Origin of the sequence: Prosthecobacter fluviatilis (genome assembly GCF_042655725.1) — a bacterium.
Taxonomy (GTDB): domain Bacteria; phylum Verrucomicrobiota; class Verrucomicrobiia; order Verrucomicrobiales; family Verrucomicrobiaceae; genus Prosthecobacter; species Prosthecobacter fluviatilis.
Genome location: NZ_JBHSMQ010000004.1, coordinates 305,839 through 331,075, shown reverse-complemented (window position 1 = coordinate 331,075; position 25,237 = coordinate 305,839). Strand labels below are relative to the sequence as shown.

22 protein-coding genes are annotated in these 25,237 nt (G+C 61.4%); 6 read left to right on the top strand and 16 right to left on the bottom strand.

The window, feature by feature from the left end; genetic code table 11:
• The first annotated feature begins 68 nt into the window (after nt 1-68).
• On the top strand, nt 69-1,103 hold the full coding sequence (gene sppA / locus ACFQDI_RS12855; RefSeq protein ID WP_377167136.1) for a signal peptide peptidase SppA: 1,035 nt from the start codon (nt 69-71) through the stop codon (nt 1,101-1,103).
• Nucleotides 1,104-1,105: 2 nt separating this feature from the next.
• Nucleotides 1,106-1,936, top strand: a complete 831-nt coding sequence (locus ACFQDI_RS12850) for a CPBP family intramembrane glutamic endopeptidase (RefSeq protein WP_377167134.1) — start codon at nt 1,106-1,108, stop codon at nt 1,934-1,936.
• Between the two features lie 41 nt (nt 1,937-1,977).
• Here ACFQDI_RS12850 and fabG read toward each other — a convergent pair whose 3' ends face one another.
• Complete coding sequence (gene fabG / locus ACFQDI_RS12845; protein WP_377167132.1) at nt 1,978-2,724, bottom strand: 3-oxoacyl-[acyl-carrier-protein] reductase; 747 nt, start codon at nt 2,722-2,724, stop codon at nt 1,978-1,980.
• Between the two features lie 83 nt (nt 2,725-2,807).
• Here fabG and ACFQDI_RS12840 point away from each other — a divergent pair, with 83 nt between their 5' ends.
• Nucleotides 2,808-3,782: an endonuclease/exonuclease/phosphatase family protein gene (locus tag ACFQDI_RS12840; protein WP_377167130.1), complete on the top strand. Its 975-nt coding sequence runs from the start codon at nt 2,808-2,810 to the stop codon at nt 3,780-3,782.
• Nucleotides 3,783-3,788: 6 nt separating this feature from the next.
• Here the strand turns inward: ACFQDI_RS12840 and ACFQDI_RS12835 are convergent, their stop codons facing one another.
• From ACFQDI_RS12835 to ACFQDI_RS12825, 3 genes are read right to left on the bottom strand one after another with little or no spacing between them, the layout of a single operon-like run.
• Nucleotides 3,789-4,271 (bottom strand): hypothetical protein, encoded by a 483-nt coding sequence (locus ACFQDI_RS12835; protein WP_377167128.1) that lies wholly within the window; start codon nt 4,269-4,271, stop codon nt 3,789-3,791.
• A 14-nt stretch (nt 4,272-4,285) separates the two neighbouring features.
• A complete protein-coding gene (locus tag ACFQDI_RS12830) occupies nt 4,286-5,746 on the bottom strand; it encodes a DUF1501 domain-containing protein (RefSeq protein ID WP_377167126.1) in 1,461 nt (486 codons plus the stop codon).
• Nucleotides 5,747-5,785: 39 nt separating this feature from the next.
• Entirely contained in the window at nt 5,786-6,520 is a 735-nt protein-coding gene (locus ACFQDI_RS12825) for a hypothetical protein (RefSeq protein ID WP_377167124.1), read from the bottom strand.
• Between the two features lie 117 nt (nt 6,521-6,637).
• Here ACFQDI_RS12825 and ACFQDI_RS12820 point away from each other — a divergent pair, with 117 nt between their 5' ends.
• Both ACFQDI_RS12820 and ACFQDI_RS12815 read left to right on the top strand, forming a co-directional pair.
• The gene (locus ACFQDI_RS12820) at nt 6,638-7,921 is read left to right on the top strand and encodes a sulfatase family protein (protein WP_377167122.1); all 1,284 of its coding nucleotides are present in this window, start codon (nt 6,638-6,640) and stop codon (nt 7,919-7,921) included.
• A gap of 353 nt (nt 7,922-8,274) precedes the next feature.
• Nucleotides 8,275-8,973 carry a class I SAM-dependent methyltransferase gene (locus ACFQDI_RS12815; protein ID WP_377167120.1) on the top strand — a complete coding sequence of 233 codons (699 nt, stop codon included), beginning with the start codon at nt 8,275-8,277 and terminating at the stop codon, nt 8,971-8,973.
• Nucleotides 8,974-9,285: 312 nt separating this feature from the next.
• On the opposite strand, the gene ACFQDI_RS12810 is transcribed toward ACFQDI_RS12815, so the two are convergent.
• The 11 genes from ACFQDI_RS12810 to ACFQDI_RS12760 all read right to left on the bottom strand — a co-directional run bounded on the left by ACFQDI_RS12810 (nt 9,286) and on the right by ACFQDI_RS12760 (nt 22,044).
• The gene (locus ACFQDI_RS12810) at nt 9,286-11,634 is read right to left on the bottom strand and encodes a heavy metal translocating P-type ATPase metal-binding domain-containing protein (RefSeq protein ID WP_377167118.1); all 2,349 of its coding nucleotides are present in this window, start codon (nt 11,632-11,634) and stop codon (nt 9,286-9,288) included.
• A gap of 505 nt (nt 11,635-12,139) precedes the next feature.
• Nucleotides 12,140-12,832 carry a sulfite exporter TauE/SafE family protein gene (locus ACFQDI_RS12805; protein ID WP_377167116.1) on the bottom strand — a complete coding sequence of 231 codons (693 nt, stop codon included), beginning with the start codon at nt 12,830-12,832 and terminating at the stop codon, nt 12,140-12,142.
• Nucleotides 12,829-13,011, bottom strand: a complete 183-nt coding sequence (locus ACFQDI_RS12800) for a hypothetical protein (RefSeq protein ID WP_377167114.1) — start codon at nt 13,009-13,011, stop codon at nt 12,829-12,831. The genes ACFQDI_RS12805 and ACFQDI_RS12800 overlap by 4 nt, the downstream gene beginning before the upstream one ends.
• Nucleotides 12,974-14,407 carry a cytochrome c oxidase accessory protein CcoG gene (gene ccoG, locus ACFQDI_RS12795; protein WP_377167112.1) on the bottom strand — a complete coding sequence of 478 codons (1,434 nt, stop codon included), beginning with the start codon at nt 14,405-14,407 and terminating at the stop codon, nt 12,974-12,976. The genes ACFQDI_RS12800 and ccoG overlap by 38 nt, the downstream gene beginning before the upstream one ends.
• 15 nt (nt 14,408-14,422) lie before the next feature.
• Nucleotides 14,423-15,058: a cbb3-type cytochrome c oxidase N-terminal domain-containing protein gene (locus tag ACFQDI_RS12790; RefSeq protein ID WP_377167110.1), complete on the bottom strand. Its 636-nt coding sequence runs from the start codon at nt 15,056-15,058 to the stop codon at nt 14,423-14,425.
• A 10-nt stretch (nt 15,059-15,068) separates the two neighbouring features.
• Nucleotides 15,069-15,221 (bottom strand): hypothetical protein, encoded by a 153-nt coding sequence (locus tag ACFQDI_RS12785; protein ID WP_377167108.1) that lies wholly within the window; start codon nt 15,219-15,221, stop codon nt 15,069-15,071.
• Between the two features lie 20 nt (nt 15,222-15,241).
• Nucleotides 15,242-17,626, bottom strand: coding sequence for a cytochrome-c oxidase, cbb3-type subunit I (gene ccoN, locus ACFQDI_RS12780; RefSeq protein WP_377167106.1), 2,385 nt, complete (start codon nt 17,624-17,626; stop codon nt 15,242-15,244).
• On the bottom strand, nt 17,619-17,813 hold the full coding sequence (locus tag ACFQDI_RS12775; RefSeq protein ID WP_377167104.1) for a hypothetical protein: 195 nt from the start codon (nt 17,811-17,813) through the stop codon (nt 17,619-17,621). The genes ccoN and ACFQDI_RS12775 overlap by 8 nt, the downstream gene beginning before the upstream one ends.
• 113 nt (nt 17,814-17,926) lie before the next feature.
• Nucleotides 17,927-19,585, bottom strand: coding sequence for a prenyltransferase/squalene oxidase repeat-containing protein (locus ACFQDI_RS12770; protein WP_377167102.1), 1,659 nt, complete (start codon nt 19,583-19,585; stop codon nt 17,927-17,929).
• 56 nt (nt 19,586-19,641) lie between these two features.
• Nucleotides 19,642-21,063, bottom strand: a complete 1,422-nt coding sequence (locus tag ACFQDI_RS12765; RefSeq protein WP_377167100.1) for a M81 family metallopeptidase — start codon at nt 21,061-21,063, stop codon at nt 19,642-19,644.
• 9 nt (nt 21,064-21,072) lie between these two features.
• A complete protein-coding gene (locus tag ACFQDI_RS12760) occupies nt 21,073-22,044 on the bottom strand; it encodes a L,D-transpeptidase (RefSeq protein ID WP_377167099.1) in 972 nt (323 codons plus the stop codon).
• A gap of 90 nt (nt 22,045-22,134) precedes the next feature.
• Here ACFQDI_RS12760 and ACFQDI_RS12755 point away from each other — a divergent pair, with 90 nt between their 5' ends.
• Nucleotides 22,135-22,977 carry a class I SAM-dependent methyltransferase gene (locus ACFQDI_RS12755; RefSeq protein ID WP_377167097.1) on the top strand — a complete coding sequence of 281 codons (843 nt, stop codon included), beginning with the start codon at nt 22,135-22,137 and terminating at the stop codon, nt 22,975-22,977.
• 26 nt (nt 22,978-23,003) lie between these two features.
• On the opposite strand, the gene ACFQDI_RS12750 is transcribed toward ACFQDI_RS12755, so the two are convergent.
• Complete coding sequence (locus ACFQDI_RS12750; RefSeq protein ID WP_377167095.1) at nt 23,004-25,229, bottom strand: trypsin-like peptidase domain-containing protein; 2,226 nt, start codon at nt 25,227-25,229, stop codon at nt 23,004-23,006.
• Nucleotides 25,230-25,237: the final 8 nt, after the last annotated feature.

The following is a 25,237-nucleotide window of genomic DNA, read 5'->3' as shown; positions in this document are numbered from 1 at the left end:
TCGTCATGGTAAAATTTGCCGTGTGAAGGGTTGGCAAGAGGGTGCGGGCCGCGTAGCGTTGCAGCCTTATGAGCAACAAATCCTATGGATGCCTGATCATCCTTCTTCTGCTCGGGCTCATCGTCAGCTTGGGCCTGAATGTAGGCCAGTTCGTGAGCAAGCTGGACGTGGATGTCGGCACAGGTGCTGGCTTCTCAGCCGCCCGTCCCAAACGCCATCTCCATGAAGTCACCGTTGAGTCTCCCAAGATGAACTCCCAGGAGAAGATCGTCCACATTGACCTTGAAGGCGTTATTTCATCCATGTCCATGAGCGGGCTTTTTGCCGAATCCATGCCCAGCGTGGACTCCATCAAGCAGTCACTGGAGCAGGCCGTCGCAGACACCCGGGTCAAGGCCATCGTGCTCAGGGTCAACTCCCCTGGCGGAGAAGTCACCGCCTCGGACATCATTTACAATGCGGTGAAAAAGGCCGCCAAATCAAAGCCCGTCGTCGTTTACATGGATTCCATGGCCGCCTCCGGCGGCTACTACGTCGCATGCGGGGCCAGCAAAATCGTCGCCAGCGAGACCACCCTCACCGCCAGCATCGGTGTCATCATCGAGACCATGAACTACAGCGAGCTCTTCGGCAAAGTGGGCCTCTCCATGACCGCCTTTACCAGCGGCGCATTCAAGGACTCCCTCAGCGGCGCACGCCCCATGCGCGAAGATGAAAAGGCCTACGTGCAGAATCTCGTCATGCAGATGTATGACCGCTTCCTCGGCATCGTCTCTGAAGCTCGCGGCGTTCCCAAAGAACAGCTCAAAAGCACGGTGGCAGACGGTCGCGTCGTCACAGGGCGTGAAGCCCTCGCCGCCAAACTGGTCGACCAGATCGGCTACGTGGAGGACGCCTATGAACTCGCCCGCACCCTCGGCAAGGCCAAAGACGCCGGTGTGGTCAAGTATCGCCACGAAGTCAGTCTTTTTGACGCCTTCGGCATGGCATCGGCCAAAGCCGGGACACCGCCGGCCAAAGTCCAGCTGGACGTAAGCACCGGCCTCCTTCCCAAGCTGCTGCCAGGCGTGCCTTACTACCTCCCCCCCAGCTTTGCCCACTGATCATGCTGGATGTCCATTCATACGGAGTCCTGCATGATCTGTCCGTCTTTGTCAGCATCGCCACAGCGCTGGCTCTGATCGGCTACTGGATGCTGCGCCGCATCCGGCCGGAGGTCTCCTGGAATCACGAAGGCTCCGTGCTCTCCCGCCCCTATGGAGCGCCGGATTTGCTTCTTCTGGCAGGCATCGGCCTCTTCTTCATCCTCTCCATGCAGCCGCAGACGCCTGGGCAGACCGCCGGCGGTGACGCCGTCAATGACAGCAGCCTGATTTTCGGCATGGTGTTTCACCTCGTTGTCTGTGCCGGCCTGCTCCTCTACCTCTTTCAGATTCGTGGCCTCAATCCGGCGGAACTCTTCGGTCTCCAGAATGTGCACTGGCGCTCACTCGCCGTGACCCTCGGAGTCTTCGCCATCATCATTCTCATCTCCGTCAACGTCGTGTCCGCCGTCTCCGTCACCTGGCTGCAGAATTTCTGGCCGGACATGGATCCCCAGGAAACCGTGAAAGCCTTCCAAAAATCGGACGGCATCGGTTTCAAACTCCTCGTCATCTTCCTCGCGGTGGTCATCGCTCCGCTGGCGGAGGAGACCCTCTTTCGCGGCTTCGTCTACGGCGTGCTCAAGCGCTACACAGACGCCCCCTTCGCCGCACTCAGCTCCTCCCTCATGTTTGCCATCATCCACATGCACGTCGGCAGCCTGCTGCCCCTGTGGGTGCTCGCCGTGCTCTTCTGCCTTGCCTACGAAATCACCGGCTGCCTGCTCGTCACCATGCTGCTTCACGCCATCTTCAATGCCGTGAGCATCATCGCCATGCTCTTTGGGGACTGAATGCCGGATTCCACATCCGGCATTCAGCATATAAACCCAGATCACATCACCATCCCGCCGTCCACCGCCAGCACCTGGCCGGTCACATAGCGGGCTGCGGGGCTGGCCAGATACAGCACCGCTTCGGCGATATCCTCTGCAGCGCCCAGTTCATTGAGCGGGATCTTCTTCAAAATCTCCCCCTTCACCGCGTCATTGAGCACATGTGTCATGTCTGTCGCAATGAACCCGGGGCAGATGCAGTTGGCGGTCACGCCACGGCCCGCAAACTCACGTGCCAGCGATTTGGTGAACCCAATAAGCCCCGCCTTGCTCGCCGCGTAGTTGGCCTGTCCCGCATTGCCAATCAGTCCGATCACAGAACTGATGTTGATGATGCGCGCGCCTTTTTGCTTCAGGATGCTCCGCTGAAACGCCTTCACCATGTTGAAGGCTCCCTTGAGGTTGGTGTCCAGCACCACGTCCCAGTCTTCCTCGCTCATGCGCAGCAGCAGCCCGTCCTTCGTGACCCCGGCGTTGTTCACCAGAATGTCCACGTGGTCATAATCCGCCAGAATCTGCTTGCCCACTTCGGCGCAGGCTGCCCCGTCTGCCACATCGAGCGCATAGGCTTTCGCGGAATCCGGATACTTGGCGTTGATGGCATCCGCAGCACTCTGTGAGTTGGCCTGTGTGCGGCTGACGACGGCCACTTTCGCGCCCTCGGCGGCAAAAGTTTCGGCGATGGCTTTGCCGATGCCACGTCCGGCACCGGTGACGACTGCGATCTTGTCTTGAAGTTTACCCATGCCTTCATCCATGAACGGCAGGCATCGCCGCGCAAGAAGAAGGTGCATCCAGTCCCAGGCACGCTTATCCTCCGCCATTGCCGATGAGTGACGACGCGCCGCCTGCCGACAATCCCATCCCCGTCAAAAAAGCAGTCTCGCTAGGCAGGCTCTGCGACGTCCTCGTCTTTTTGTCCCTCTCCTGCACCTGGCTCGGCAGCCTGGGCCGCTACGGCTGGCCTTTTGTGCTCCTCTCCCACTTCAGGCTTCAGTACGTCGTCGTCTGCAGCATCATCTTTCTCTACGCTCTGCTGCGCCGTCGCACCTGGCTCATCCTTGTCTCTCTGGTCTCCATCCTCTGGAATGCGCAGATCATCCAAGATTTCCATCAAACAGCCGAGGCAGATGCGCCGCCTGCCGGAAAATCCCTGCGCGTAACCACCTTCAATATCCTGACGCAAAACAAGAACCAGGTCGCTGCCGTCAGCCATGTCATGCAGGCAGACGCAGACATCGTCTGTCTCCTGGAGGTCGATGAATCCTGGCGCACAGCCCTGCAGCCGCTCCGTGTGAAGTACCCCCACCGTGTCGAAGAGCTCAGCGACGGCAGTTTTGGCATCGCCTGCTACACCCGCCTCCCTTTGAAAAGCCTCGAAGTCCGCCGCTTCACGTCCTGGCGTCTTCCCACCGTTGTCCTCAATCTGGACCACCTCGGCAGACCGCTCACCTTCATCGGCACTCACCCCATCGCGCCCATCGGCGTCCAGAAGACTCACTCGTGGTGGGAGCAGCTGTCAGGCCTCGCCACCCTCGTCTCCGGCCTCACCGGGGAGGTCATCGTCGCCGGAGACTTCAATGCCACTCCCTGGTGCGAAGGCATGCGCCTGCTCCGTGAAAAAGGCGGTCTCGACTTTCGCTCCGTAGCTCCCGTCTGGCCTCCCACCTGGGGCCTGAACCTCCCCGTGATGATCCCCATCGACCACGTCCTCCTCAAACGCGGCCTGACCGTCCGGAAACGCACCATAGGCCCGGACATAGGCTCAGACCACCGCTCCGTCACAGTCGAGATCACACCTTGACCCGCCTCACTTTTTCAGGGTCCGCTTGGGATCCGTGAGCAGCTTGTTCGGGTAGGGACCTCTCATGTCGTTGGTGAAATTGATCCACACCGGAATTCCCTCCCTGTTCGCCGCGTCCACAAGTTCCTGCACCAGCTCATTCTCAGCCTCACGCCAGGGCTTGTAATCAAGCAGCCGCAGCAAATGAGAAGACATTCTTTTCTTCGACTCTTCGTTCAGAACCACGGAATGCGTGTAGCTGACGACAAAGATCCCCATGTCGGTCCGCTCCGCCGGCTGGCGGCGGAAATGCTCAATGAGATCCGCCGCCTTCGTGAACCCCTTGTCATATCTCCCCAACTCGTTCGGCACAAACCATGACGCCAGGTTCAGCGAGGGATCGCTCATGGTGACGGCCGTGTACTTTTCATTCGAGGCCACCCTCTGAGTCATCACTTCACCGGCCTCTGCAGCCACATTCATCAGGCAGCAGGTCAGCAGCAGGAGCACTATGGAGCAAAGTCTCACGCCAGAACTGCCTTCACCGGACTGTGTTCCTCCACCCCCGTCAGCCTCTGGTCCAGCCCCTGGAACTTGAAGCTGAACTTGCGGTGATCAATCCCCATCAGGTGCAGGATCGTCGCGTTGAGATCATTGATGTGCACCGGGTCCTTCGCGATGTTGTAGCTGAAGTCGTCGGTTTCCCCGTATTCGATGCCGCCCTTCACCCCGCCGCCCGCCATCCACATCGTGAAGCAGCGCGGATGGTGGTCGCGCCCGTAGTTCTCCTTCGTCAGCGTCCCTTGGGAGTACACCGTGCGGCCAAATTCCCCGCCCCACACCACCAGCGTATCCTGCAGCAGCCCGCGCTGCTTCAGGTCCATGATCAGCGCCGCACACGCGCGCTCGCTGTCATCCACCTGCCCCTTCAGCAGCTTCGGCAGGTTATTGTGCTGGTCCCACCCGCGGTGCAGGATCTGCACCACCCGCGTCCCGCGCTCGATCAGCCTCCGCGCCATGATCGCGCTGTGCGTAAAGCTCCCGCTGCGGTGCACATCGTCCCCGTACATCTCCAGCGTCGCCTTGCTCTCCTTGCTCAGGTCCGTCAGCTCCGGCACGCTCGTCTGCATCCGGAAGGCCATCTCATACTGCGCTATCCGCGTCTGGATCTCAGGATCGCCAATGCGGTCGTGGTTGATCGTGTTCAGCCGGTTTAGCGCGTCCAGCATCGTGCGCCGGTCGCTGCCATCCACCCCCGGCGGATTCTTCACATACAGCACCGGGTCCCCCTGTCCTCGCAGCGCCACGCCCGTGTACTTCGTCGGCAGGAATCCGCTGCTCCACATCCGCGTAAACAAAGCCTGCGCCTGGCTCGCCGCAGGAAACGTCGGCGTAAACACCACAAACGACGGCAGGTCATTGCTCTCGCTTCCCAGGCCGTACGAAAGCCACGAGCCGATGCTCGGTTTCCCCGGCACCTCGCTCCCCGTCATCACAAACGTGCACGCCGGATCATGGTTGATCGCGCTCGTGTGCACGCTCTTGATCACCGCCAGCTCATCCACGATCTTCGCCGTGTGCGGCAGCAGCTCGCTCACAAACCGCCCGCACTGCCCGTGCTGCGTAAACTTGAACATGCTCGGCGCCACCGGAAACCTCGCCTGCCCGCTCGTCATCGTCGTGATTCGCTGCCCGTTGCGCACGCTCTCCGGCAGGTCCTTGTCGTAGTGCTGCTGCAGCTGCGGCTTGTGGTCCCACAGGTCCAGCTGCGACGGCGCCCCGTTCATGTGCAGGTAGATCAGCCGCTTCGCCTTCGGCGCAAAGTGTGGCAGCCCCGGCAGCGCAGGTTGCACCAGGCTCGTGCCCCCGCTCGCAAACCGCTCTCCCAGCATCCCCGCCAGCGCCACACTCCCCATGCGCAGCCCCGTCTGGCCAAAGAACTGCCGGCGCGTCTGACTGCGGTGGTATTCAAGAAAAGGATCCATGGCAGACAAAACGCCGCAAAATGCCGCAGGCTTGCGCCCTCACCGGAAAAGCTTCTTCTCCACCACCGGCCCGTTCACCAGCACACGGCGCTTCGCAAAATCCAAAACCATGACCGCGTCCGGCTTCGCCCCCTTGATGTGCTGCTGCCCGGACTGCACCGTCGGGTCCCCCTCCAGCACCACCTCGGAGGACGAGCTGCGGAAATGAATCCGCTGCGCGATCCCGAAAAATGTCCCGTCCTTCGTGATCACCGTGATCTTGCTCCGCTTCTCAGCCCGGGCAAGCCGTGGCCACATCTGCTTCTCCTGCTTCACATACACCAGCTCCTCCCCCTGCAGCAGCACAAACGGAAACTCGTTCAGCGCCAGCTGCCGCCGCGTGTCATCGATCGACCCCAGCTTGTCATCCGGGTGCGTGCCCGCCGCGATCGCCAGCAGCGAGGTCACCATCCCCATCACATCCCCCGCCCTGCCGCTGATGCCCGAGCTCGGCCGCTTCGCCTTCGGCGCACCCTTCGGCAGTTCCGCATCCGTGATGAAAAGACTCCTCGGCACCAGCCTGCCCGCCTGCACCTCCAGCATCGGCCCCGGCAGCGCCGCCCACTGCTTCAGGTCCGGATACGGCAGGTAGTCCAGCGGCTCAGACGTCAGCGGCCGCGTCACCCGGTGCATCGCATTGTAGGCCAGAGAGCCCACATGCATCTTGCACGCAGTCAGTGAAAAAAGGCAGAGGCTCAGCGCCGGCACCACGCGCCGCATGCGTTTCCATATCATCTCCCTAGAGATGTCGTTGCGGCTCGCATTCGCAAGTCAGGATTCTCCCCTTCCTTGCAAATGAGCCCCCCATTTGCCCGGCAAGATGCCCTTTCACCCCTTCGTTCTCATCCGCCCATGCTCCGCCGCCTCCTTCTCTCGCTCCTCGCCCTCACCGGCATCTCCACCGCCGCAGATGCACCGCCAAACATCGTCATGATCATCTCCGATGATCACCTCTGGAGCGACTACGCATTCATGGGCCACCCCGTCATCCAGACGCCAAACCTCGACCGCCTCGCCAAAGAAAGCCTCACCTTCACCCGCGGCTACGTCCCTTGCAGCCTCTGCTGCCCCAGCCTCGCCGCCATCATCACCGGCCTCTACCCCCATCAGCACAAGGTCACCAGCAACGATCCCCCCATCCCCGCAGGCATGAAGCCCCGCGACTTCCAGAGCAGCCCGCAGTTCGATGCCGGCCGCGAGATCGTCAGCAAGCACCTCGAAGAAGCCGGCACCCTCCCCACCATGCTCAAGCAGAAAGGCTACTTCAGCCTCCAGACCGGCAAATGGTGGCAGAAAAGCTACGAGCGCGGCGGCTTCACCCACGGCATGACCCACGGCGGCCGCCATGGCGATGAAGGCCTCAACATTGGCCGCAAGACCATGCAGCCCGTCTATGACTTCATCACCGAGGCTCAGAAGCAGCAAAAGCCCTTCTTCGTCTGGTATGCCCCCATGATGCCTCACGATCCCCACACCCCGCCCAAGCGCCTCCTCGACAAATACAAGGACAAAGCCCCCAGCGAACACGTGGCCAAATACTGGGCCATGGTCGACTGGTTCGACGAGACCTGCGGCGAGCTCATCAAGCACATCGACGACCGCGGCCTCCGGGAAAATACCATCTTCGTCTATCTCAGCGACAACGGCTGGATCACCAATCCCAAGACCGGCCGCTACGCCGAAAAATCCAAGCAAAGCCAGTACGACGGCGGCCTCCGCACCCCCATCATGATCCGCTGGCCCGGCCACGTGCAGCCCAAAATGTCCGAAGACCTCGCCCAGTCCATCGACCTCGTCCCCACCCTCCTCAAAGCCGTCGGCATCTCGCCCACCAAAACCTTCCCCGGCATCGATCTCCTCGACCCCGCCGCCGTCACCGCCCGCAAAACACTCTACGGCGAATGCTTCACCCACAACTTCGTCGATCTCAACGTACCCGCCTCCAGCCTCCGCTGGCGCTGGATCATCAGCGGCCACGACAAGCTCATCATCCCCGACAAAACCAACCAACCCGATGACATTGTCGAACTCTACGACCTCAAGGCAGACCCCACCGAAGAAAAAAACCTCGCAGCCGAGAACGCAGACAAAGTGAAAACCTTGAGCTCAAAGCTGGACTCATGGTGGAAGCCATGAAGAACGACAGACACTCTTGCCCGACAAGCCCCATCGCCAGCTGATACCAGAAAGCGTTGTAAAACGTCTCTGGGGAATGAGTCCATTCATAGCATGGCAGGTTGATCGCCCTGCGTCGTGGGCCGAAGGCCCGCAGGAGTCAGATATGGTCAGCGCAAGCCCTGGGTTTTGAATGTGCACTCTCTCGCTCTAGGCCGCGCTCTGAAGGAGCGCAGGAGAGGTTGATTCATCGCTCAGGCCGTTCTTGCAGGCATCGCACGCTCTCCACGTGAAATAACCTCTCGCTCCCCTTCCCCGGATCGACAAACTCACAGGCTCACCTGACCGCCGAGTTGGCAGTCCCCGCCGACCTCATGCCCACCCGTTTCTACCCACAGCCCTCGACTCCCCCCATCGAGTCCGACACCGAATTCCTGACCGCATTCAGAGATCACGAATTCGACCAGCATTACCCCGACCACATCCGCGAGCAGTCCGCCTGCCACTGGACGCCCATCGACGTCTGCCAGATGGCCGCGCAGATGCTCGTCGAAGCGCCAGGCACCCGAGTGCTGGACATCGGCTGCGGCCCCGGAAAATTCTGCGCCGCAGGTGCCGCCACCACCCTCGGTCACTTCACCGGCGTAGAGCAGCGCATCCGGCTCGTCAAAGCCGCACGCGATCTCCTGGAGCGCCTCCGCATCACACGCGCGGAAATCGTTCACGCCAACATCACCACCATCTCCTTTGCCGCCTTCGATGCCTTCTATCTCTTCAACCCCTTCGAGGAAAACATCCTCCCCATGCTGCGCATCGACCACGATGTGGAAATGGAGTCACGCCTCTACGACGACTACACCCTCCACGTGCAGCAACAACTGGAGCTCAAGCCCCTCGGCACACGCATCGTCACCTACTACGGCAGCTGCGCCGAAGTACCCGAATGCTACACCTGCGTCAAAACAGCCTACGACGGCACCTTGAAACTCTGGGTGAAAACGCATTCGCATCTGGAAGACACCTCGGATTCAGATGCACCACCAGAGCCGTGTCGCTTTCCGCACCTCATTTAGTTTGACTCGCGTATTAGAGCACCCGTCTTATGGGCGGAATCGGTCTTCCCTATCTCAAGCGAGTCAATCATGTCATAGGCTCCCGGCAGGGAGCAGAGAGATTAGCCGGTGGTGAAGCGAAACCGCGAAGCGGTGTAGCGAGAACCACCGGACCATGCAAAGAAAACATTCCTATTTAGAGGTGCATGCCGAAGGTATGCGAGAAGCATTCTGCCGCTCAGCGCTTACACGGAAGCCAGCATGACCTTCCCAACCCTCCGGCATGTGCCTTTGAGCTCGAATACATCGTTCTAGAAGTCAGGGAAGCCCCCCTCAGCACGCCGTCACACACTCAGCCTCGCTCACCACATCCGGCTCTGCATACCTCTTCACCACACTCCCGCCACGCCGGAAAATCAGCGCCACCAGCGACAGCGTCACCAGCGAGCTCAGCGGCATCAGGATCGCCGCCAGCAGCGGGCTCAGATGTCCCATCAGCCCCACGATCACAGTGACAATATTATACGTCACTGAAAAGCCAAACACCGCATGCACCGCACGTCGGTGTGTCGCCGCGATGTCCAGCAGGCTGCTCATAAAGCGCATGCTGTGCCCCAGGAAATAAAAGTCCGCCTTGTGCTCCAGAAAGCTGCGCCCCGTCACCGGACTCCCCGCACACGAGGCCGCGTCAAAGGCCAGGCTGTCGTTCGCCCCGTCACCGATGTACAGCGTGCTCTGCGGTTCATGGCATGAAATCCACTCGGCCTTTTGCTCCGGCGTCAGGCTGTGCTGCCACTGCTCCCGCTGCAGGTTCAGCTGCTTCGCGATCGCCGCCACCTTAGCCTCACGGTCCCCGCTCAGGATCTCCACCCGCAGCCCGCGCCCCTGCAGCGCCTCCATCTGCGCCACAGACTCAGCACGCAGCGCATCACGGAAGCGGAAGGCGCACAGCGTCTGCCCGTCCCGCGTAAAGATGGCGTCAGCCCCCGCATCCTGCGGTCGCGAAATCGCCCACACACAGCCCGCATGCTCACAGCGCAGCCCCTGCCCCGGCACTTCTGTCACCTCAGCGTCCAGGCCTTGCTCCGGCATCCCGCCCAGCGCGTCAAACAGGCTGCGGCTCACCGGGTGCAGATTGCCACGGGTGAGGTGGCGCAGCATCTGCCGGGCATCATCGTCCAGACCGCTCAGCGCCTCAGGGTTCGTCAGCAGCGGGTTCTCCAGCGTCAGCGTCCCCGTTTTGTCAAACACCACCTGCCGCAGCCGCGTCAGCTTCTTCCACAGCCCCAGCGTTCGCACAAACACACCCTGGTCCGCCGCACGGCTTGCCGCGATGTCATCCGCCAGCGGCGCAGCCACACCCAGCGCACACGGGCAGGACACCACAAACACCGAAATCATCACCTGCAGCCCCCGCGCCCATTCCCCCGTGTGCCACCACCACCACAGTCCGCCCACCACGCCCGCCAGCACCACCACCACCAAATAACCGCGCAGCAGCTTTTCCAGTCGCAGGTCGCGCTGGTCACCTCCACGGCGTGCATCCAGCAGCTTGTGCAGTGTTGACTCCTTCCAGCCTTCCAGCGCCACCGCATTCAGCGTCCGCGTTCCAGCGTTCAGCGCCCCGGAGGGCAGCAGTTGGCCGCTGCTCCGCGTGCACGAGTCGCTCTCTCCGCTGATCCACTCCAGGCTGATGCTCGCATGCTCATCCGTCAGCTTCGCCGCCACCGGCACCGCCTGCCCCGGCTTCACCGTAAAGCTCGCCCCCGCCTGCAGCGCCTCCAGCATCTCCGCTTCCGGGATGGATGGGTCACGCAGCAGCCGGCGCCGGTTTCTCGCCACCGCCATCTGCTGCACCAGCCGCCCCCCCAGCATCAGAAAGATGAACATCGCCACAAAATCAAAATACTTCAGCCCCGGCTCCCCGCTCAGCCACCCGATGATCGAGCCCGCATACGCCGCCAGAATGCCCAGCGTGATCGGCGTGTCGATGTGCAGCACCCCCGCGCGCAGCGCATGCCACGCCCGCTGGGCGAAGTAGCTGCCGCCCACCAGCAGGGCCAGCGTTGCCGAGGCTGCCGCCACCAGGTCAAACCATGGCGCAAAGGCAAAATCCGCCGGCATGCCAAAATACGCAGGCAGTGAGAACGCCATCGCATTCATCGCAAACGCGCCGCACACCCCGGTACGGCGCTCAAGAGTGTTGTCACGCGGCTGTCCGCCATCCGCACGCTGCAGCCCCAGCAGGTAGCCAAAGCGTTGCAGCTCCCGCGCAAACTCCACCGGCTGAAATTTCCCCGGCTGCCACGCCATCCGCAGTTCGCCGCTGGAGATGTCCACCTGGATCTGCGTCCCGCCCAGCTTCGCAAACACCCGCTCGATCAGCCAGATGCACGCCATGCATGAAAGCCCCTGCACAGACACGCTCAGCTCAGCCGCCACATCCTCGCTCGCCCTCGTGCCCTCGGCCGCCAGCGTCGCCGTTTCCAGCCAGCCATAGTCCTGCTGCCTCATCGCCTGCGCCGGCACCGGCGGCAGGTTCAGTCCGGATTTAAGATCGTAAAATTGCTCCAGCCCCTCCTGCTGCAGCAGATCATGCACAGACCGGCAGCCTGAGCAGCAGAAGCCGTCGCTTCGCGTGGGTGGGACTGGCGTCCCGCAGTGCTGGCAAATCGTGTTCATAAATGTTAAGCCATCGCATTTTCGTCAGTTAAGCCCCCGGCACTCAAGGCGTGCGCACCTCCGAGTCCGCAGCGCTCCGGCAGCCGCATTGGCGCCGCTTGGCTGCAGCGCCTGAGTAACGCCCCGCACAGGGCCAGCGTGTTGACGTCATCCCGCATCGGAAGGTCATGCCCCATAAATGATTGGCGCTGGATGCAGCCGTGATTTCGTTCGCCACTCTTTCCCTCGCACATCGTTTCCGGCGTGTTCAGCCTGCTCGGACGGGAAGCACCATCTTCCGCCATTCTGCTCCGCCTCACACCAACCCCAAAGGGGTTGCGTAATATAGCCCAGGGATGCCGAGCTTTAGCGAGTGCTTCCCTGGGTCTTGCCATGCCCATCCGGAAAGCAAACCCACCACTCCGTCCCACCCCATGCTCACCAGCAGCGTCTGCAAAGAGCCCCGCCACATGCCTGCCGCGCTCAACGCCCCGTTTCAGTATTGTCCCATTCATGGCATCGCGCATCAGTTCACCGCATGGCAGCAGCTCGCCGCCTCGCTGCTTCCAAAGTCCAGCGTGTCACGCAGCCGCCACGCCAGAATCACCGCCGTCACCAGCGCCAGGCCACGCTGCACCTTCCGCATCGTGGCAGGCTGGAGGTGCCCACCCAGCATATGCAGTTGCGTCTGCGCCAGAAACAGCAGCGGCAGCGTCCCCAGCCCAAACGCCACGGCAAAGCCCGCCCCCTTCACCGCGCTGCCGTTCGCAGAAGCCAGCGCCAGCATCATATACAGCGGCCCGCACGGCAGCAGCGGCGTCGCCAGTCCCAGGATGGCGGCACGCAGCGTGCTCTTCATTTTAAAGGCCGCCGTCTGCACCCGGCGCAGCCCGGCGGAAAGAAAGTGCGGCTTCGGCAGCCAGGCGTCCAGCCCCAGCCCCACGCACGCAAAAGCCAGCACCAGCAGCCACGGCAGCACCATGCCCGCACCATGCTGGAAAAACGCCAGCGGCACCGCTCCCAGAGTTCCCGCGATCGCACCCGCCGCACCATACGACACCATGCGCCCGCTGTGGTACAAGGCCGTGCTCCGCATAAACCCTCCCCCTTTGGGCCCCACGGCCCATGAGCACGAAAGCGGCCCGCACATGCCCACGCAATGCACGCTGGTGACGATCCCGGCCACAAACGCGGCAGCACTGGTGTCTATCTGCATCATGCCGGTATCAGCTGCTTCAGCGGCACGACCTCCGGTTGGTTTTTGATGGCGATGTAGAACAGCACGCTCCAGGCGCTGATCAGCACGACAAACGCCAGCACCACCCACAGCCAGGGGCGGCGCGCAATGAAGCCCTTGGCTTCACTTTTGGAGGTATTGGCTGGGATTGAGGTAGTCATTGGATTTCAGGCTTGGGTCCGGCCCGGCAAACTCGAAAGGCTTCGTACGGTAGGTCTTGCCATCCTTCAGGTCGGTGACCGTGATGCTGAGTTTGAAGGGTGCTTTGAAAGCGGCCTCCGGCAGCGTGATCATCAGCGGCTTCAGTTCCTCCCCTTGCGCGGCGATCGTCACAGGCGCATCCGCACCCGCAGCCGCCAGTCCGCCCGGCAGATCTCCGGCCAGCGCCAGCGTGAATGTCCGCGGCTCGTTGCGCTTGTTGATCAGCCTCACCAAAAACTGGTTTCGCACGACGTTGTTCGTCACGTAGTAGGGAGACCCCTGCATGCGCAGCACATTCGCACGCATCGGTTCGATCCGGCTCGCCGCAAAGCCAAAGACCCCCAGCCCCAGCAGCAGCAGCCCGGTGTAGAAAATGATGCGTGGCCGGATCAGCCGCGTCTTCCCGCCGCCAAATCCCGTGAAGGAGTCATACCTCACCAGCCCCGGCTTCCGCCCCAGCTTCGTCATGATGCTGTCACAGGCGTCCACGCATGCCGCGCACCCAATGCACTCCAGCTGCAGCCCGTTGCGGATGTCGATGCCCGTCGGGCACACCTGCACGCAGCGCATGCAGTTCACACAGTCCCCCGCCCCCGTGGTGCCCGCCTTGCCGCGCGGCTCCCCACGCTTCTTGTCGTAGCCCACGTTGATCGTGTGGTCGTCCGTCAGCGCCGACTGCATGCGCCCATACGGGCACATGATCACGCAGAACTGCTCCCGGAACCAGCTGAACGACCCATAAAGCCCCGCCGTCAGAAACAGCATCACCCCAAACGCGATCACATGCGCCTGCGGCGAGTGGTGCATCATCTCATACAGCTTCTCCAGTGACACAAAATAGCTCAGAAAGATGTGGGCGATGATCAGCGAAGCCAGCACATACAGCCCGTGCTTCAGCCCGCGCCGGGCTATCTTGCCCGCCGTCCACGGCGCAGCATCCAGCTTGCGCCGTGCCGTCGCATCGCCATCCACCAGCCTCTCGATGCGCCGGTAAATGTGCTCCAAAAACACCGTGTACGGGCATGTCCAGCCGCACCACACCCGCCCAAACAGCGCCGTGACGTAAAACAGCGAGAACCCCAGCCCCGTGACAAGGAAAAACCCCACCCACAGGTCCTGCACCGCCAGCGTCAGCCCCATGAAATGAAAGCGCCGGTTCAGCACATCCAGAAACACCGCCGGAAAACCGTTCACCGGGATCCAGGGCAGCGCCACATAGATCAGCAGCAGCACCAGCGCCGCCAGCCGCCTTGCCCGCGTCAGCCTGCCTGACACATCCGCAGGGTGCAGCGTTTTTTTACTGCCATCCTGGTTGATGGATCCGAGAGAGACGAGGTTGGGGTTGGGGGCTGGCATAGACGTGTCCCGGCTTTATTTCGCGGCGGGCGCTGGCGCGGTGGTTGCAGGTGCAGGTGGTGAATCAGCAGCACGGGTGATCGGCTCACCCTCCTTGTGGTGGCTCAGCACAAACGCCACCACCTCGCTCACACGCTTCATGCCCAGCACCTGTTCCCAGGCCGCCATGCCCTTGGTGATGTCAGGCGAGCCCTTCCGGACGATCTTGAAAATCTCCGTCGGCTTCCCGCCATGCTTCCACTCCTGGTCATTCAGCGGCAGGCCGGGCAGCTTGGCACCGCTGAGCATCCCGCTGAGATCCGGACCATGGCAGGTGACGCACATGCCCGGCGTCATGAAGGTCGCCTTTCCGGCCTCCACCGCCGCAGCATCCCTCGAAAGCGCCCAAAGCTGCTCATCCGTGATGGATTCCATCTGCTTGTCGCGCGCCTGCTGCATTTCCGCCATGGCTTTGTCGATGATGCTCGTGTCGCTGCTGCCCAGACCAAGCTGGTAGTAGCACAACCAGTGCACCACAAACCACGCGATGGCAATGTACAGTGTGAACAGCCACCAGTTCGGCAGTTTCTGGTCATACTCCTGAATCCCGTCATAGACGTGTTCGCGGAGTGTTGGCTCGTTGTTGTTGGGGGATGGCTTCTTGGAGTCCATGGCGGGGGGATTATTCGAGTGGCAGACGTGACATGTTCTCGGCCTTGTCCTTGCGCAGCAGCATGCCCCGGAGAGTCATGATGCCAAAGACCAGCACGGTGGTGGCGAAGGAGATGATGGGCACCACGAGGTGCCAGTTTTCATAAATGATGCGCTTGTACATGGCGGCGGAAAGGTTGGGGGTTACTCGGCTCCGTTGTCCCGGCGGCCTTTGTCAGGAATGATCGGCGACAGCGGGAAAGGCACGCCCTGCCCTTTCTTGGTCAGGGTTTCCTCCACGGCAGGCTGTTCAAACTGGCCCAGCTTCTGCAGGTAGGCGATCACCGCCACCATCTCGCTGTCAGGCCGGACCACGATGTTCGACTTCTTCAGCTCCGTGGCGATCTTCACCCCCTGCTCCAGCGCCTTCATCTTGATCTCCGTCGCATCCATCGGCGGGTAAGGCACTCCCAGACGGCGCAGCACCGCAATCTTCGAAGGCAGCGCCTTCTGGTCAAACGCCTTCCCGCTCAGGTGCGCATACGGCGGCATGTTCGACTGCGGAGACATGGACCGCGGGTCCATCAGGTGCTCGTAGTGCCAGGAATCAGGACGCTGGCCGCCTTCGCGGGCCAGATCCGGCCCCGTTCTCTTCGAGCCCCATTGGAACGGATGGTCGTAGATGCTCTCGCCTAGGCGCGAGTAGTCGCCGTAGCGCATCACATCCGGCACCAGCGTGCGGATCATCTGCGAGTGGCAGTTGTAGCAGCCCTCGCTCACGTAGATGTCACGGCCCGCAAGCTCCAGCGGCTCATACAGCTTCTGCAGCCTGTCCTCCACATTCTTCGCACTGTTCACCGTCACCGTTGGGATGATCTGGATCAGCCCCCCGATCACCACCGCCACAAACGTCAGCACCGTGAACGGCAGGTAGTTGTGCAGCAGGCTCTCGTACCAGTTGGCCCACGAGTGGCTCGTCTTCTGGAACCGCCGCACAGCCATGTAGCCAAAGACGATCGCGCAGATCAGCGAGGCCACGTCAGCTCCTGGCGGCAGGAAGATCCAGCCAAAGATCAGCAGCAGCGCTCCAAACGTGCAGGCCGTCGGGTCGTTGAAGAAGGTCTCCTTCATGCCCATCGTGTCCGTGTTGCCACGCTGCAGCACCGCCACCTCGCGCACTTCGTTCACCGGCTTGCCGCTGCGGATCGTCTTCCACAGGTTGATGCACATCACAATCCAGCCCAGCAGGAACATGCCGCCGCCGATCACGCGCAGCCCCATCAGCGGGCGGATCGCCTGCAGCGTGTCCAGGAAGGTGTTCTTCACCGCCAGCCCGTCCGCCGTGACCTGGTTCAGCATCAGCCCCTGCATGATGCCGCTGATCCACATCGCCACCACATAAAGCAGGATGCCGAACGTGCCGATCCAGAAGTGGAAGTTCGCCATGCTGTTGGAATACAGGCGGGTGTTCCACAGGCGGGGCGCCAGCCAGTAGAACAAACCTGCGGCCATGAAGCCGTTCCAGCCCAGCGCACCCGCATGCACGTGACCGATCGTCCAGTCAGAGTAATGGGAAAGCGAGTTCACCACACGGATGGAAAGCAGCGGCCCTTCAAAGGTGGACATGCCGTAGAACGTCACCCCGGCGATGAAGAACTTGATCACCGGATCCGTCCGCAGCTTGTCCCACGCACCGCGCAGCGTGAGCAGGCCGTTCAGCATCCCGCCCCAGCTCGGAGCCCACAGCATCAGGCTGAAGAACATCCCCAGCATCTGCAGCCACTTCGGCAGCGCCGTGTTCAGCAGGTGGTGCGGGCCCGCCCAGATGTAAAGAAACACCAGCGACCAGAAATGCACGATCGACAGCCGGTAGGAATACACCGGCCTCTCTGCCGCCTTCGGCAGGAAGTAGTACATAATGCCAAGGATCGGCGTCGTCAGGAAGAAGGCCACCGCATTGTGCCCGTACCACCACTGCACCAGCGCATCCTGCACACCGGCAAAGACGCCATAGCTGTGTGTCCAGCTCGTGGGAATCGAAAGGTGGTTCACGATGTAAAGCATCGCCACCGTCACAATCGTCGCGATGTAGAACCACAGCGCCACATACAGGCTCGGCTCGTTGCGCTTGTGCAGCGTCAGAAAGAAATTGATCGCAAACACCACCCAGATCACCGCCACCGCCACGTTGATCGGCCAGATCAGCTCGGCGTACTCCTTGCCTCGTGAAAGCCCCAGCGGCAGCGTGATCGCCGCAGCCACAATGATCAGCTGCCAGCCCCAGAAGTGAATCGCGCTCAGCGTGTCATTGCCCATCCGGCATTTGCACAGCCGCTGCGTCGAGTAGTAGATGCCTGCGAACATCATGTTGCCCACGAACGCAAAAATCGCCGCATTCGTATGCAGCGGGCGCAGACGGCCAAACGTCAGCCATTCGGCAAGGTTGAGCTGGTGGAAGTTCAGCTGGCTGGCGATGAACACGCCTGCGAGCATGGCAACGACGCCGAAGATGATCGAGGCCAGCATGAACTGGCGCACGACTTTGTCGTTGAACTCAATGGGTACTTTGGAGGCTGCGGTGCTAGTCATGGGAAAAGGTGGTGTGGGTGGAAGATGCAGGCACTGTCACCCGCTGGCCCTCAGGCTCATCGAGCGGCAGCAGTGCATCCTGTTCGATGCTGCCCCTCCGCCGCTGCACACGCTCCGCCAGATACAGCGCCGCAAATAACACGGCAAACATGAGGCTGACGAAGATGGTGACGGCAAAAACTTCCATAAGAGAGAGGCTGCGGAATACTGGACTCACGCTGGCCTTACGAAAGCTCAGATTGAACCTCGCTGCAACCCCCCCCTTGGTAATGCCTCACCCGATCTTGTGAGGCTGTGCAATTAACGCCTTGTTTGCCTCTCAAAAATCGACGGCTCCTCACGGTCAGCCACCTTCAGGTACCGGAAATAGACCTCCAGTTGCAGCGTGCACAGGCACTGCCTGTAAATCGCATCCGCCGCGTCACCCGCAGGCCAGTTGGGCCGCCCACGTTTGAAAGAGCCGTCCGCCTGCTGCGCACCGATGATTTGCGGCAAAAATTGTGCATTGTAAAAACGCCAGTCCTCCCCGCCGGCCTGAAAGAAGGCCTGCGTGTAGTAATACCAGCAGTACAGGTTGCAGTTGCGCTCCCAGTCCAGCGGCTCGGCGCTCAGAAACTCCCTCAGAAACCGGATCCCCTTCTTCACCGCCGTCGCCTTGTGCTGCGCCAGCGTCTGCAGCCCCAGCACCCCGCATCCCGTCAGACTCCACTGGTTGTAGTGCTCATCCCGGTTCGTTTTGCCAAAGCCCCCGTCCTTCGTCTGCTTCGACTCCAGATAATCGCAGCACCGTTTGATCGCCCCATCCAGCCCCTCGATCTTCAGTCCCGAGTGCTTCGCCGCCTTCAGCGCCTGAAACTGCCACCCGCTCACCGACAAATCCTCACCCCGGCTGTCCTTGTTGTAGGCAGTCGGCAGGCCCGCATCCCTGCCCCCATAGGTCCATGACCCCTGCGGATTCTGCTGCTCAATGATGAGTTGCACCCCCTTCTCGAAAGTTTCGCGCAATCCCGGCAGGCTCCGGTTGCCCAGGCGGTAGAACGAATACATTTCGCCGAGCGCGTAAGTCGCGATCCCATGCTCATAAGTTGCGGAATTCGACACAAGATTCTCCGCCAAAATCCCATGCGGATTTCTCCGCGCCAGCTCCACCAGATAGAGCATCCCATCGCGCACATTGTCGCCATAGAACGCAGAATCTGGCGTCTCGCAGCGCCCCAGGTAGCAAAGCAGCGCCAAACCCGTCATCGCCCCCTTGTTCGCCCGCCCCCACGACCCATCCGCATTCTGCTGCCCCTTCAGCCACGCCAATGAGCGGGAAACTGCCATCTCACACTCCGCCGTGCCGCCATTTTCCCTCAATTTCTCAAGCCTGCTCTGCATCGAGCAGCGCCCCCCAAACATGTTCGGCAAATTCGCCAGCATGGTCGGTGGGGCGGAGCCCTCCATGCCCGGGAGCTTGCTGCCAATGGATGCGCTCATCAGCCTGCTCGTTCCATTCCCTGCCTCCGGAAGTTCCATCACCCCTGCCTCAGGCAGCAAGCAGTCAGTCGGCCCATCCACCCCAATGCGCGTCTGCGGCGTCTTTCTCGCCATCGCATCCATCTGCTTCATGCTGACCTTGTATGCCAAATCCTGCGAAGCCTCGACACTCGCCTGCGTCGGGCCCGACGGTATAAAATCATTCACCGGCTTCGCCATCTGTGTCCCAACGATGATGACCCCCGCCGCCAGCAGCAGCCCCACATGCACCGCAAGGCTGAGCATGAGCGAGCCTCCACCCATCTGCCGCCAGAAGCGCAGCCATGCAGGGGCAGGCGGCTGAATGCGTGCCGGTGCAGGCGGCCTGTCCTCCACCAGGACAGCCTGTAGAACGGGCTCAGCCACAGGCGGCGGTTGAAACCTCTCCCAGCCGGGTGGCACTTGATACGCAGACGGTTGTTTGGGATCGTTCGTGTTCATGGCGGCGTGGAATCACACCGCATGACGCTGCACCGAAGATCCTCTTGGGATGTATTTTACCTGGAGCGCTTCAGATGTCGGAACGGCAGCGCCGCCAGATTGCTGCTGCAAGGTCCCGGTGTATCCACCCACAGCATGCGTGCCGCGATCTTGTCATAGGCCCGCCGATGCGCCACCGCAGCCTTGACTCCGACCACGCTAAGCTGCTCAACCGCAATACCTTGACTATGCCACTGCCCCAGATCGAAAGGCGGCGTCTTCACACTGGTAATGAGAATGGTAAGCCCCGCATGCCGCACCACGGCGCAGCGGCCCATGTCGAAGACATCGCCACACATGCTGGCCAGATGGCTGTTTTTGTCTTCGAGTTCAAATCTGCCGTCGTTCAAGGCGATGAGTTCGACCTCGATTTCGAGCGGGCCTGCATCCAGACGGCTGCCTTTGCCACCGAGTGCAATTTTACGCGCACCAGCGGCGATTTGGCTGACAGATTGCGGGTCATTGATGCAGATGGCGGCATTTGGAATGCCATGGCGGATGAGGGCACGCAGCAGCCCGGTGCAGTCTCCGGGTGCGCCGCCACCGATATTATCTGAGGGCTCCACCAGCACGGTCAGACCTTCAGACCGTGGCTTAAGCTGTTCGAGCACTTCATCTACCGGCGGATCGGTGACCTGGCCGAGGTGGTTGAGTTCCTGCGCACGCTTGCAGAGTTCTTCCAGTTGCTGCGTAGCATCCACCGTGGTGCAGGCAACAAAGCTAACGCCTGTGTCAGGCGTGTCCGCAAAGCTAAAGCCGGCGACGATGCTCATGGCCCAAAGCGACTCATTCTCGCCTTCAAACTGCCGAGCCATCTTTTCCAGCGTCAGCATGGGATCCTTCGAAGTGCCGGTGCCGGTCGGCGGCCAGATGATGCCGGGCTGCTGGAGCTGCATGTGCGGACGCTGGCCCGTAGTGAGGCAGCGGTTCAGCAGGCGCGCTGCGATCAAACCCGCTTCGCGTGCGTCAGTGTGCGGATTTTCGCGGTAGCCTACCAAACAGTCGGCCAGCGCAGCCATTTGCGGCGAGAAATTGGCATGCAGATCAAAGACTCCAAAGATGGGAACCGTGGTGAGGGTGCGGAGCCTGCGAAGGATTTCGCCTTCGACGTCGAGGATCGTTTCTGAGACCATGGCACCATGAAGCACCAGATAGATGGCGTCGTAGCCGCCTTGGGCGGCATAGGGGGCGATGTCGTTCCAGAACTGCTCAATGACCTCATCCGCCACGGTGACGGAAGGCTGCGCACGGTAGTCGGCGGCAGGAATCATCTCCCAGCCAAATTCATCCGCCAATTCAAGGACGCCACCGAGCGGTGAGGAGTCGCCTTTGGAGGCCCAGAGTTCCTCCCCGCGGCGGATTTGGAAATCAGAGAGCGGGGTGAGTCCGTCAAGAAAGGTGTGGGTCTCGTGGAAGAGACCGGCGATGAGGATGCGCATGGTGGAAGATTAACGCACGATGACGCGCGTTCCTGGCCGGATGAGTTGCGGAAGTCGAATGGCGTCCCAGTTGGCAAAGCGGACACAGCCTGCGCTGCGGGTACGGCCAATGGTGCGCGGCATGGCGGTGCCGTGCAGGCCGATGCCCGATTTGCTCAGGCCGCACCAGATGACGCCAATGGGGCTGTTCGGCCCGGGCGGGATCTGAAAGGCCTCCTCCCCGCGCACGCCTTCCTCGAGGAACTGCTTGTCGTAGCGGAAGGTGGGCGTGGCCATCATGGTCACCACTTTCCAGGTACCGACGGGGATGAACTGAGGCTTGCCCGGGGTAATGGGAAAAGCGGCCAGCATCATCTCCTTGTCACTGTAGATGGCAGCCATGCGCTCCGTGGTGTCCACCACGATGGTGTGACTGCTGAGCAAGGCGTCGGTCTTGAAGCTCTGCATGGGCTTGATGTCCTCGATCCTGAAGGACTTGACGTTTGGCACGACGATGATGTCTCCGGGCTTGAGCGCGGCCATGTTTTTGCCGGGGTTGATGGCGGCGAGGAAGGTCTCATCAGTATGAAACCGTTCCGCGATGAGCTCCTGCATGCTGCGATAGGCCATGAACGGATAAGCGGACGCTTTTTCGTAGTCTTCGGGCAGGTCGGCTGTCACATAGCGGGTCAAGATGGGCGTGATCTTGAAAGCGGCGAAGATCACAGGGACCTCGTCCATGGCCGCCGCCTGGATTCGTGCCCAGTTGTAGAGGTCCTTGTGTCCATGGGCATAGTTGTAATTCACCACGGCTTTGTAGGTGAACTCACCGACGGCACCATCCAGCTTGCCGGGGCCAAAGAGGTTCTTGTCGAGGAAAATCTGGATGCGCAGGATGGTGTCGCGATCCTTGGGCACAGAGGGATCGTCCTTGGCCGGCCCCAGGTCCTGGGCCTGGACCACAGCCGTGAGCAGGCAGAGCAAAAGAAAGTGTTTCAGCATCGCCCCCATGCTAATTCGCACTTCCTCAATGAGCAAGGAAGTGCGCGCCCTTGCCTGAACCGCATCTGCCGCTTAGATTTTTGCGCATCCATGCCAGTCACCGTCACCGACACCCGCACCCCGGAACAGCTCCGCCAGCATTATGAGGTGGAGCGCGAGCTCGCCGACCGGCTGCGGCATGCCACCAAGGAGCAGCGCCGCACGCTCTACTCCGAGGTCTATGATGAGCTTTTTAAACGTGTTCCGGATCATCCGCAGCATACCAACAAAGCCTCCCCGGAACGGCTGGCGGCCGATGTGGCTGAAAAAATGGAGATTCTGACGCCATTCTTGAAGCCGAACACCGTGTTTCTCGAAGTCGGACCGGGAGATTGTGAGCTGGCCAAGACGGTGGCGGCCAGAGTCTCCCAGGTGCTGGCGGTGGACGTCTCTGATGAAATCACCCGCAAACGCGTGCTTCCTGACAATCTGCGGCTGGTGCTCTCTGACGGCAGCACCATCCCTGTGGCTCCGGGCAGTGTGAACGTGGCCTATAGCAACCAGTTGATGGAACACCTGCACCCGGACGATGCGGTGGAGCAGCTCCGGCATCTGCATGCGGCGCTGGCCCCCGGAGGGGTCTATCTGTGCATCACGCCCAGCCGTCTGACCGGACCGCATGACATCAGCTGCATCTGTGACCCTGAGGCGAAGGGGTTTCACCTCAAGGAGTACACCGTGGGCGATCTGTCCGCGCTTTTCCGGCAGGTGGGCTTTGAAAAAACACGCGTCATTTTCGGCGGGCGTGGCAAATTCATCCTGCTTCCCACCTGGCCAGCGGTGATCTGCGAAAAGCTGCTGGACCTGCTGCCGCATGGCCTGCGCAAGGCGCTGGCACTGAAACCGCCGTTTCGCTGGCTGTTCGGGGTGCGGCTGGCGGGGTTTAAAAAGTAGTCCAGTTGCGGCGCAACTGGGCAACTTTACTCCCGCAGCGACTGCAGCCAGCGGTCGAGCTGCTGCATGAGCTCGGGAGGGCCGTCAGCGGGAAAGTTGTCGATCAGCCACGTTACGTCTTCGCGAGCGCCGGCTTTTTCCCCGAGACGCTGGCGCATCTGGGCGCGGGTGAGGCGTTCGGCGGCTGACTGAGGATCAATGGCCAGGACGAGGTTCAAATAAGGCAGTGACTCCCGGAGGGAGCGGCTGTCGTCGAAGACGCTGCTCATCAAATTCCGCAGCATGCGCAGGAGGATGGCCTGCTTGGTGGTGGGCGAGAGGGATCCTTCCGGGAAATGACCGTCTTCGGTGAGATCGAGCGCCGCCTGCTCGACCGTGACGAGCTTCCCATGCTCAAAGACATCCACGAGCTGGAGCTCGCCTTCAGGACCGTCACGGTAGCCGACCATGAACTTGCCGGGCAGCGGCACGCCAAACACGCCCTGAACGCCCAGGGCTGAGGCGAGTTCAACGTAGAGCAGGCTCAGTGTGATGGGCAGGCCTTCGCGGTCGTCGATGACCTCGTTGAGGTAGCTGTTGGAGCGGCTGCCGTAGTCGCCCCGGCTGCCGTGGAAGCCGTTTTCCTCAAAGAGGTAGCGGTTGAGTCTCTTCACGGCAGGAATGGTGCCTTTGCTGATTTCGGGGTCGTCTTTGAGATCCAGCACCATGGCCTTGAAGCTGTTCAGGTAGGTTGCGATGTCGATCTCCGGATTGTCATGGCGCGCCAGCAGGAGGGCGCAGCGCAGCAGATTGATCTCAGGCTCGGGCTTGGCGAGTTCGGCCAGAATTTCCTTGGTCATGGCCCGGCGGTGCAGCTCACGCTCGAGATCGCGCAGTTTGACCGCCTCTTCCTCAAGCCTGCGGCGCTGCTCTACCAGCACGCGGCGGGCGGCAGAGGGGTTTTCCAGCAGGCCTTCCAGCGTTTTGTCGGCGCTGGTGGCTTCGGCGATGTATTCCTCCACCTTGGAGCGGAGCTGGGAGGCGAGCTCAGGCTGCAGCGGTTTCTCAGCGAGGTCAGTTCCGACGCGGAAATTGCGGAACTGGGCCACGGTGGTCCTGAATTTGCACAGCCCTGCAGCGCCACCACGCAGGCCGGTGTCGCTGCTTTCGATGACCTGCCTGCCGTTCACAAAGCAGACCATGCGCTCCGGCTCGACACGGACGCGCAGCGTATTCCACTCCCCGGCCTTGTAGGCGTCACTCGGGACATCCGCCAGAATGGTCCATGAATAGACATCGGGGCCGTCAAAGCGGGTGAGGCGCAGCTTGCCGCCCGAGGCATAGAAGCCGTAGTGCCTGTCTGCAGCGTCGGAGCAAAAGGTGAGGCCGGCGGCTCCAGACTCATCATCGAGACGCACGGTCACAGAAACTTCAAAACTGCCATCGGGCACTTTTTGCGTCGAAAGGCAGAGTGCACGGCCGCCGAAGCCTGAGCCGACAGATTCGGAACGAATGACTCCCGCGTGCTGCGTCCACTGCGCCCCGAGATAGGTCTGCCATTGTCTGGGATTGAGCGCACCGATGGTGAGCCAACGTGACATGGGCACAGGATTGGGCTTTTCGATCAGCATTTTGAGCTCGTTCACGGGCATGGCGAAACCGAGATTGTCTGTTTTGAGAGACTTCAAGGTCAGCAGTCCCAGGACATTTCCCTGCATGTCGAGGAGCGGGCCGCCGCTGTTGCCCTTCTCGATGGGCACAGCGACTTGGAGCATCTCCTGGCCATCGACCTCGCGCGTGGCCGAGAGCACGCCCTGCACGATGCTGAAACCCAGCCCTTCAGGAGCCCCCATGGCGACGATGGGCTCTCCCTGCCGGACTTTGCCGGAATCTCCCAGCGGCAGGGGCTTGAGTCCTTTGGCGTCAATTTTCAGCAGGGCGAGGTCGTGATGGCTGTCGCTGGCCTGGACGACGGTGACAGCATGGGTTTTGCCGTCGTGCATTTCGATCTGCAGGCGGCGGGCCTCACCGATGACATGCAGATTGGTGGCGATCAAACCGTCCTCGCTCACGATGAAGCCGGAACCGATGCCGTCGGTGCCCTCACGGCCGATCTGGGTGATTTTGACCAGCGAAGGACGGATGGCCTCGGCGAGATCGGCGGCGGTACGAGCCTGGGGGCTTTTGGATTTGACGCCTTCTTTGACTGCGGCGGCAAGACTTCCCCCAAAACACACGGAAAACACGGCGAGTGAAAAGAGGATGTGTTTCATGGGATGAA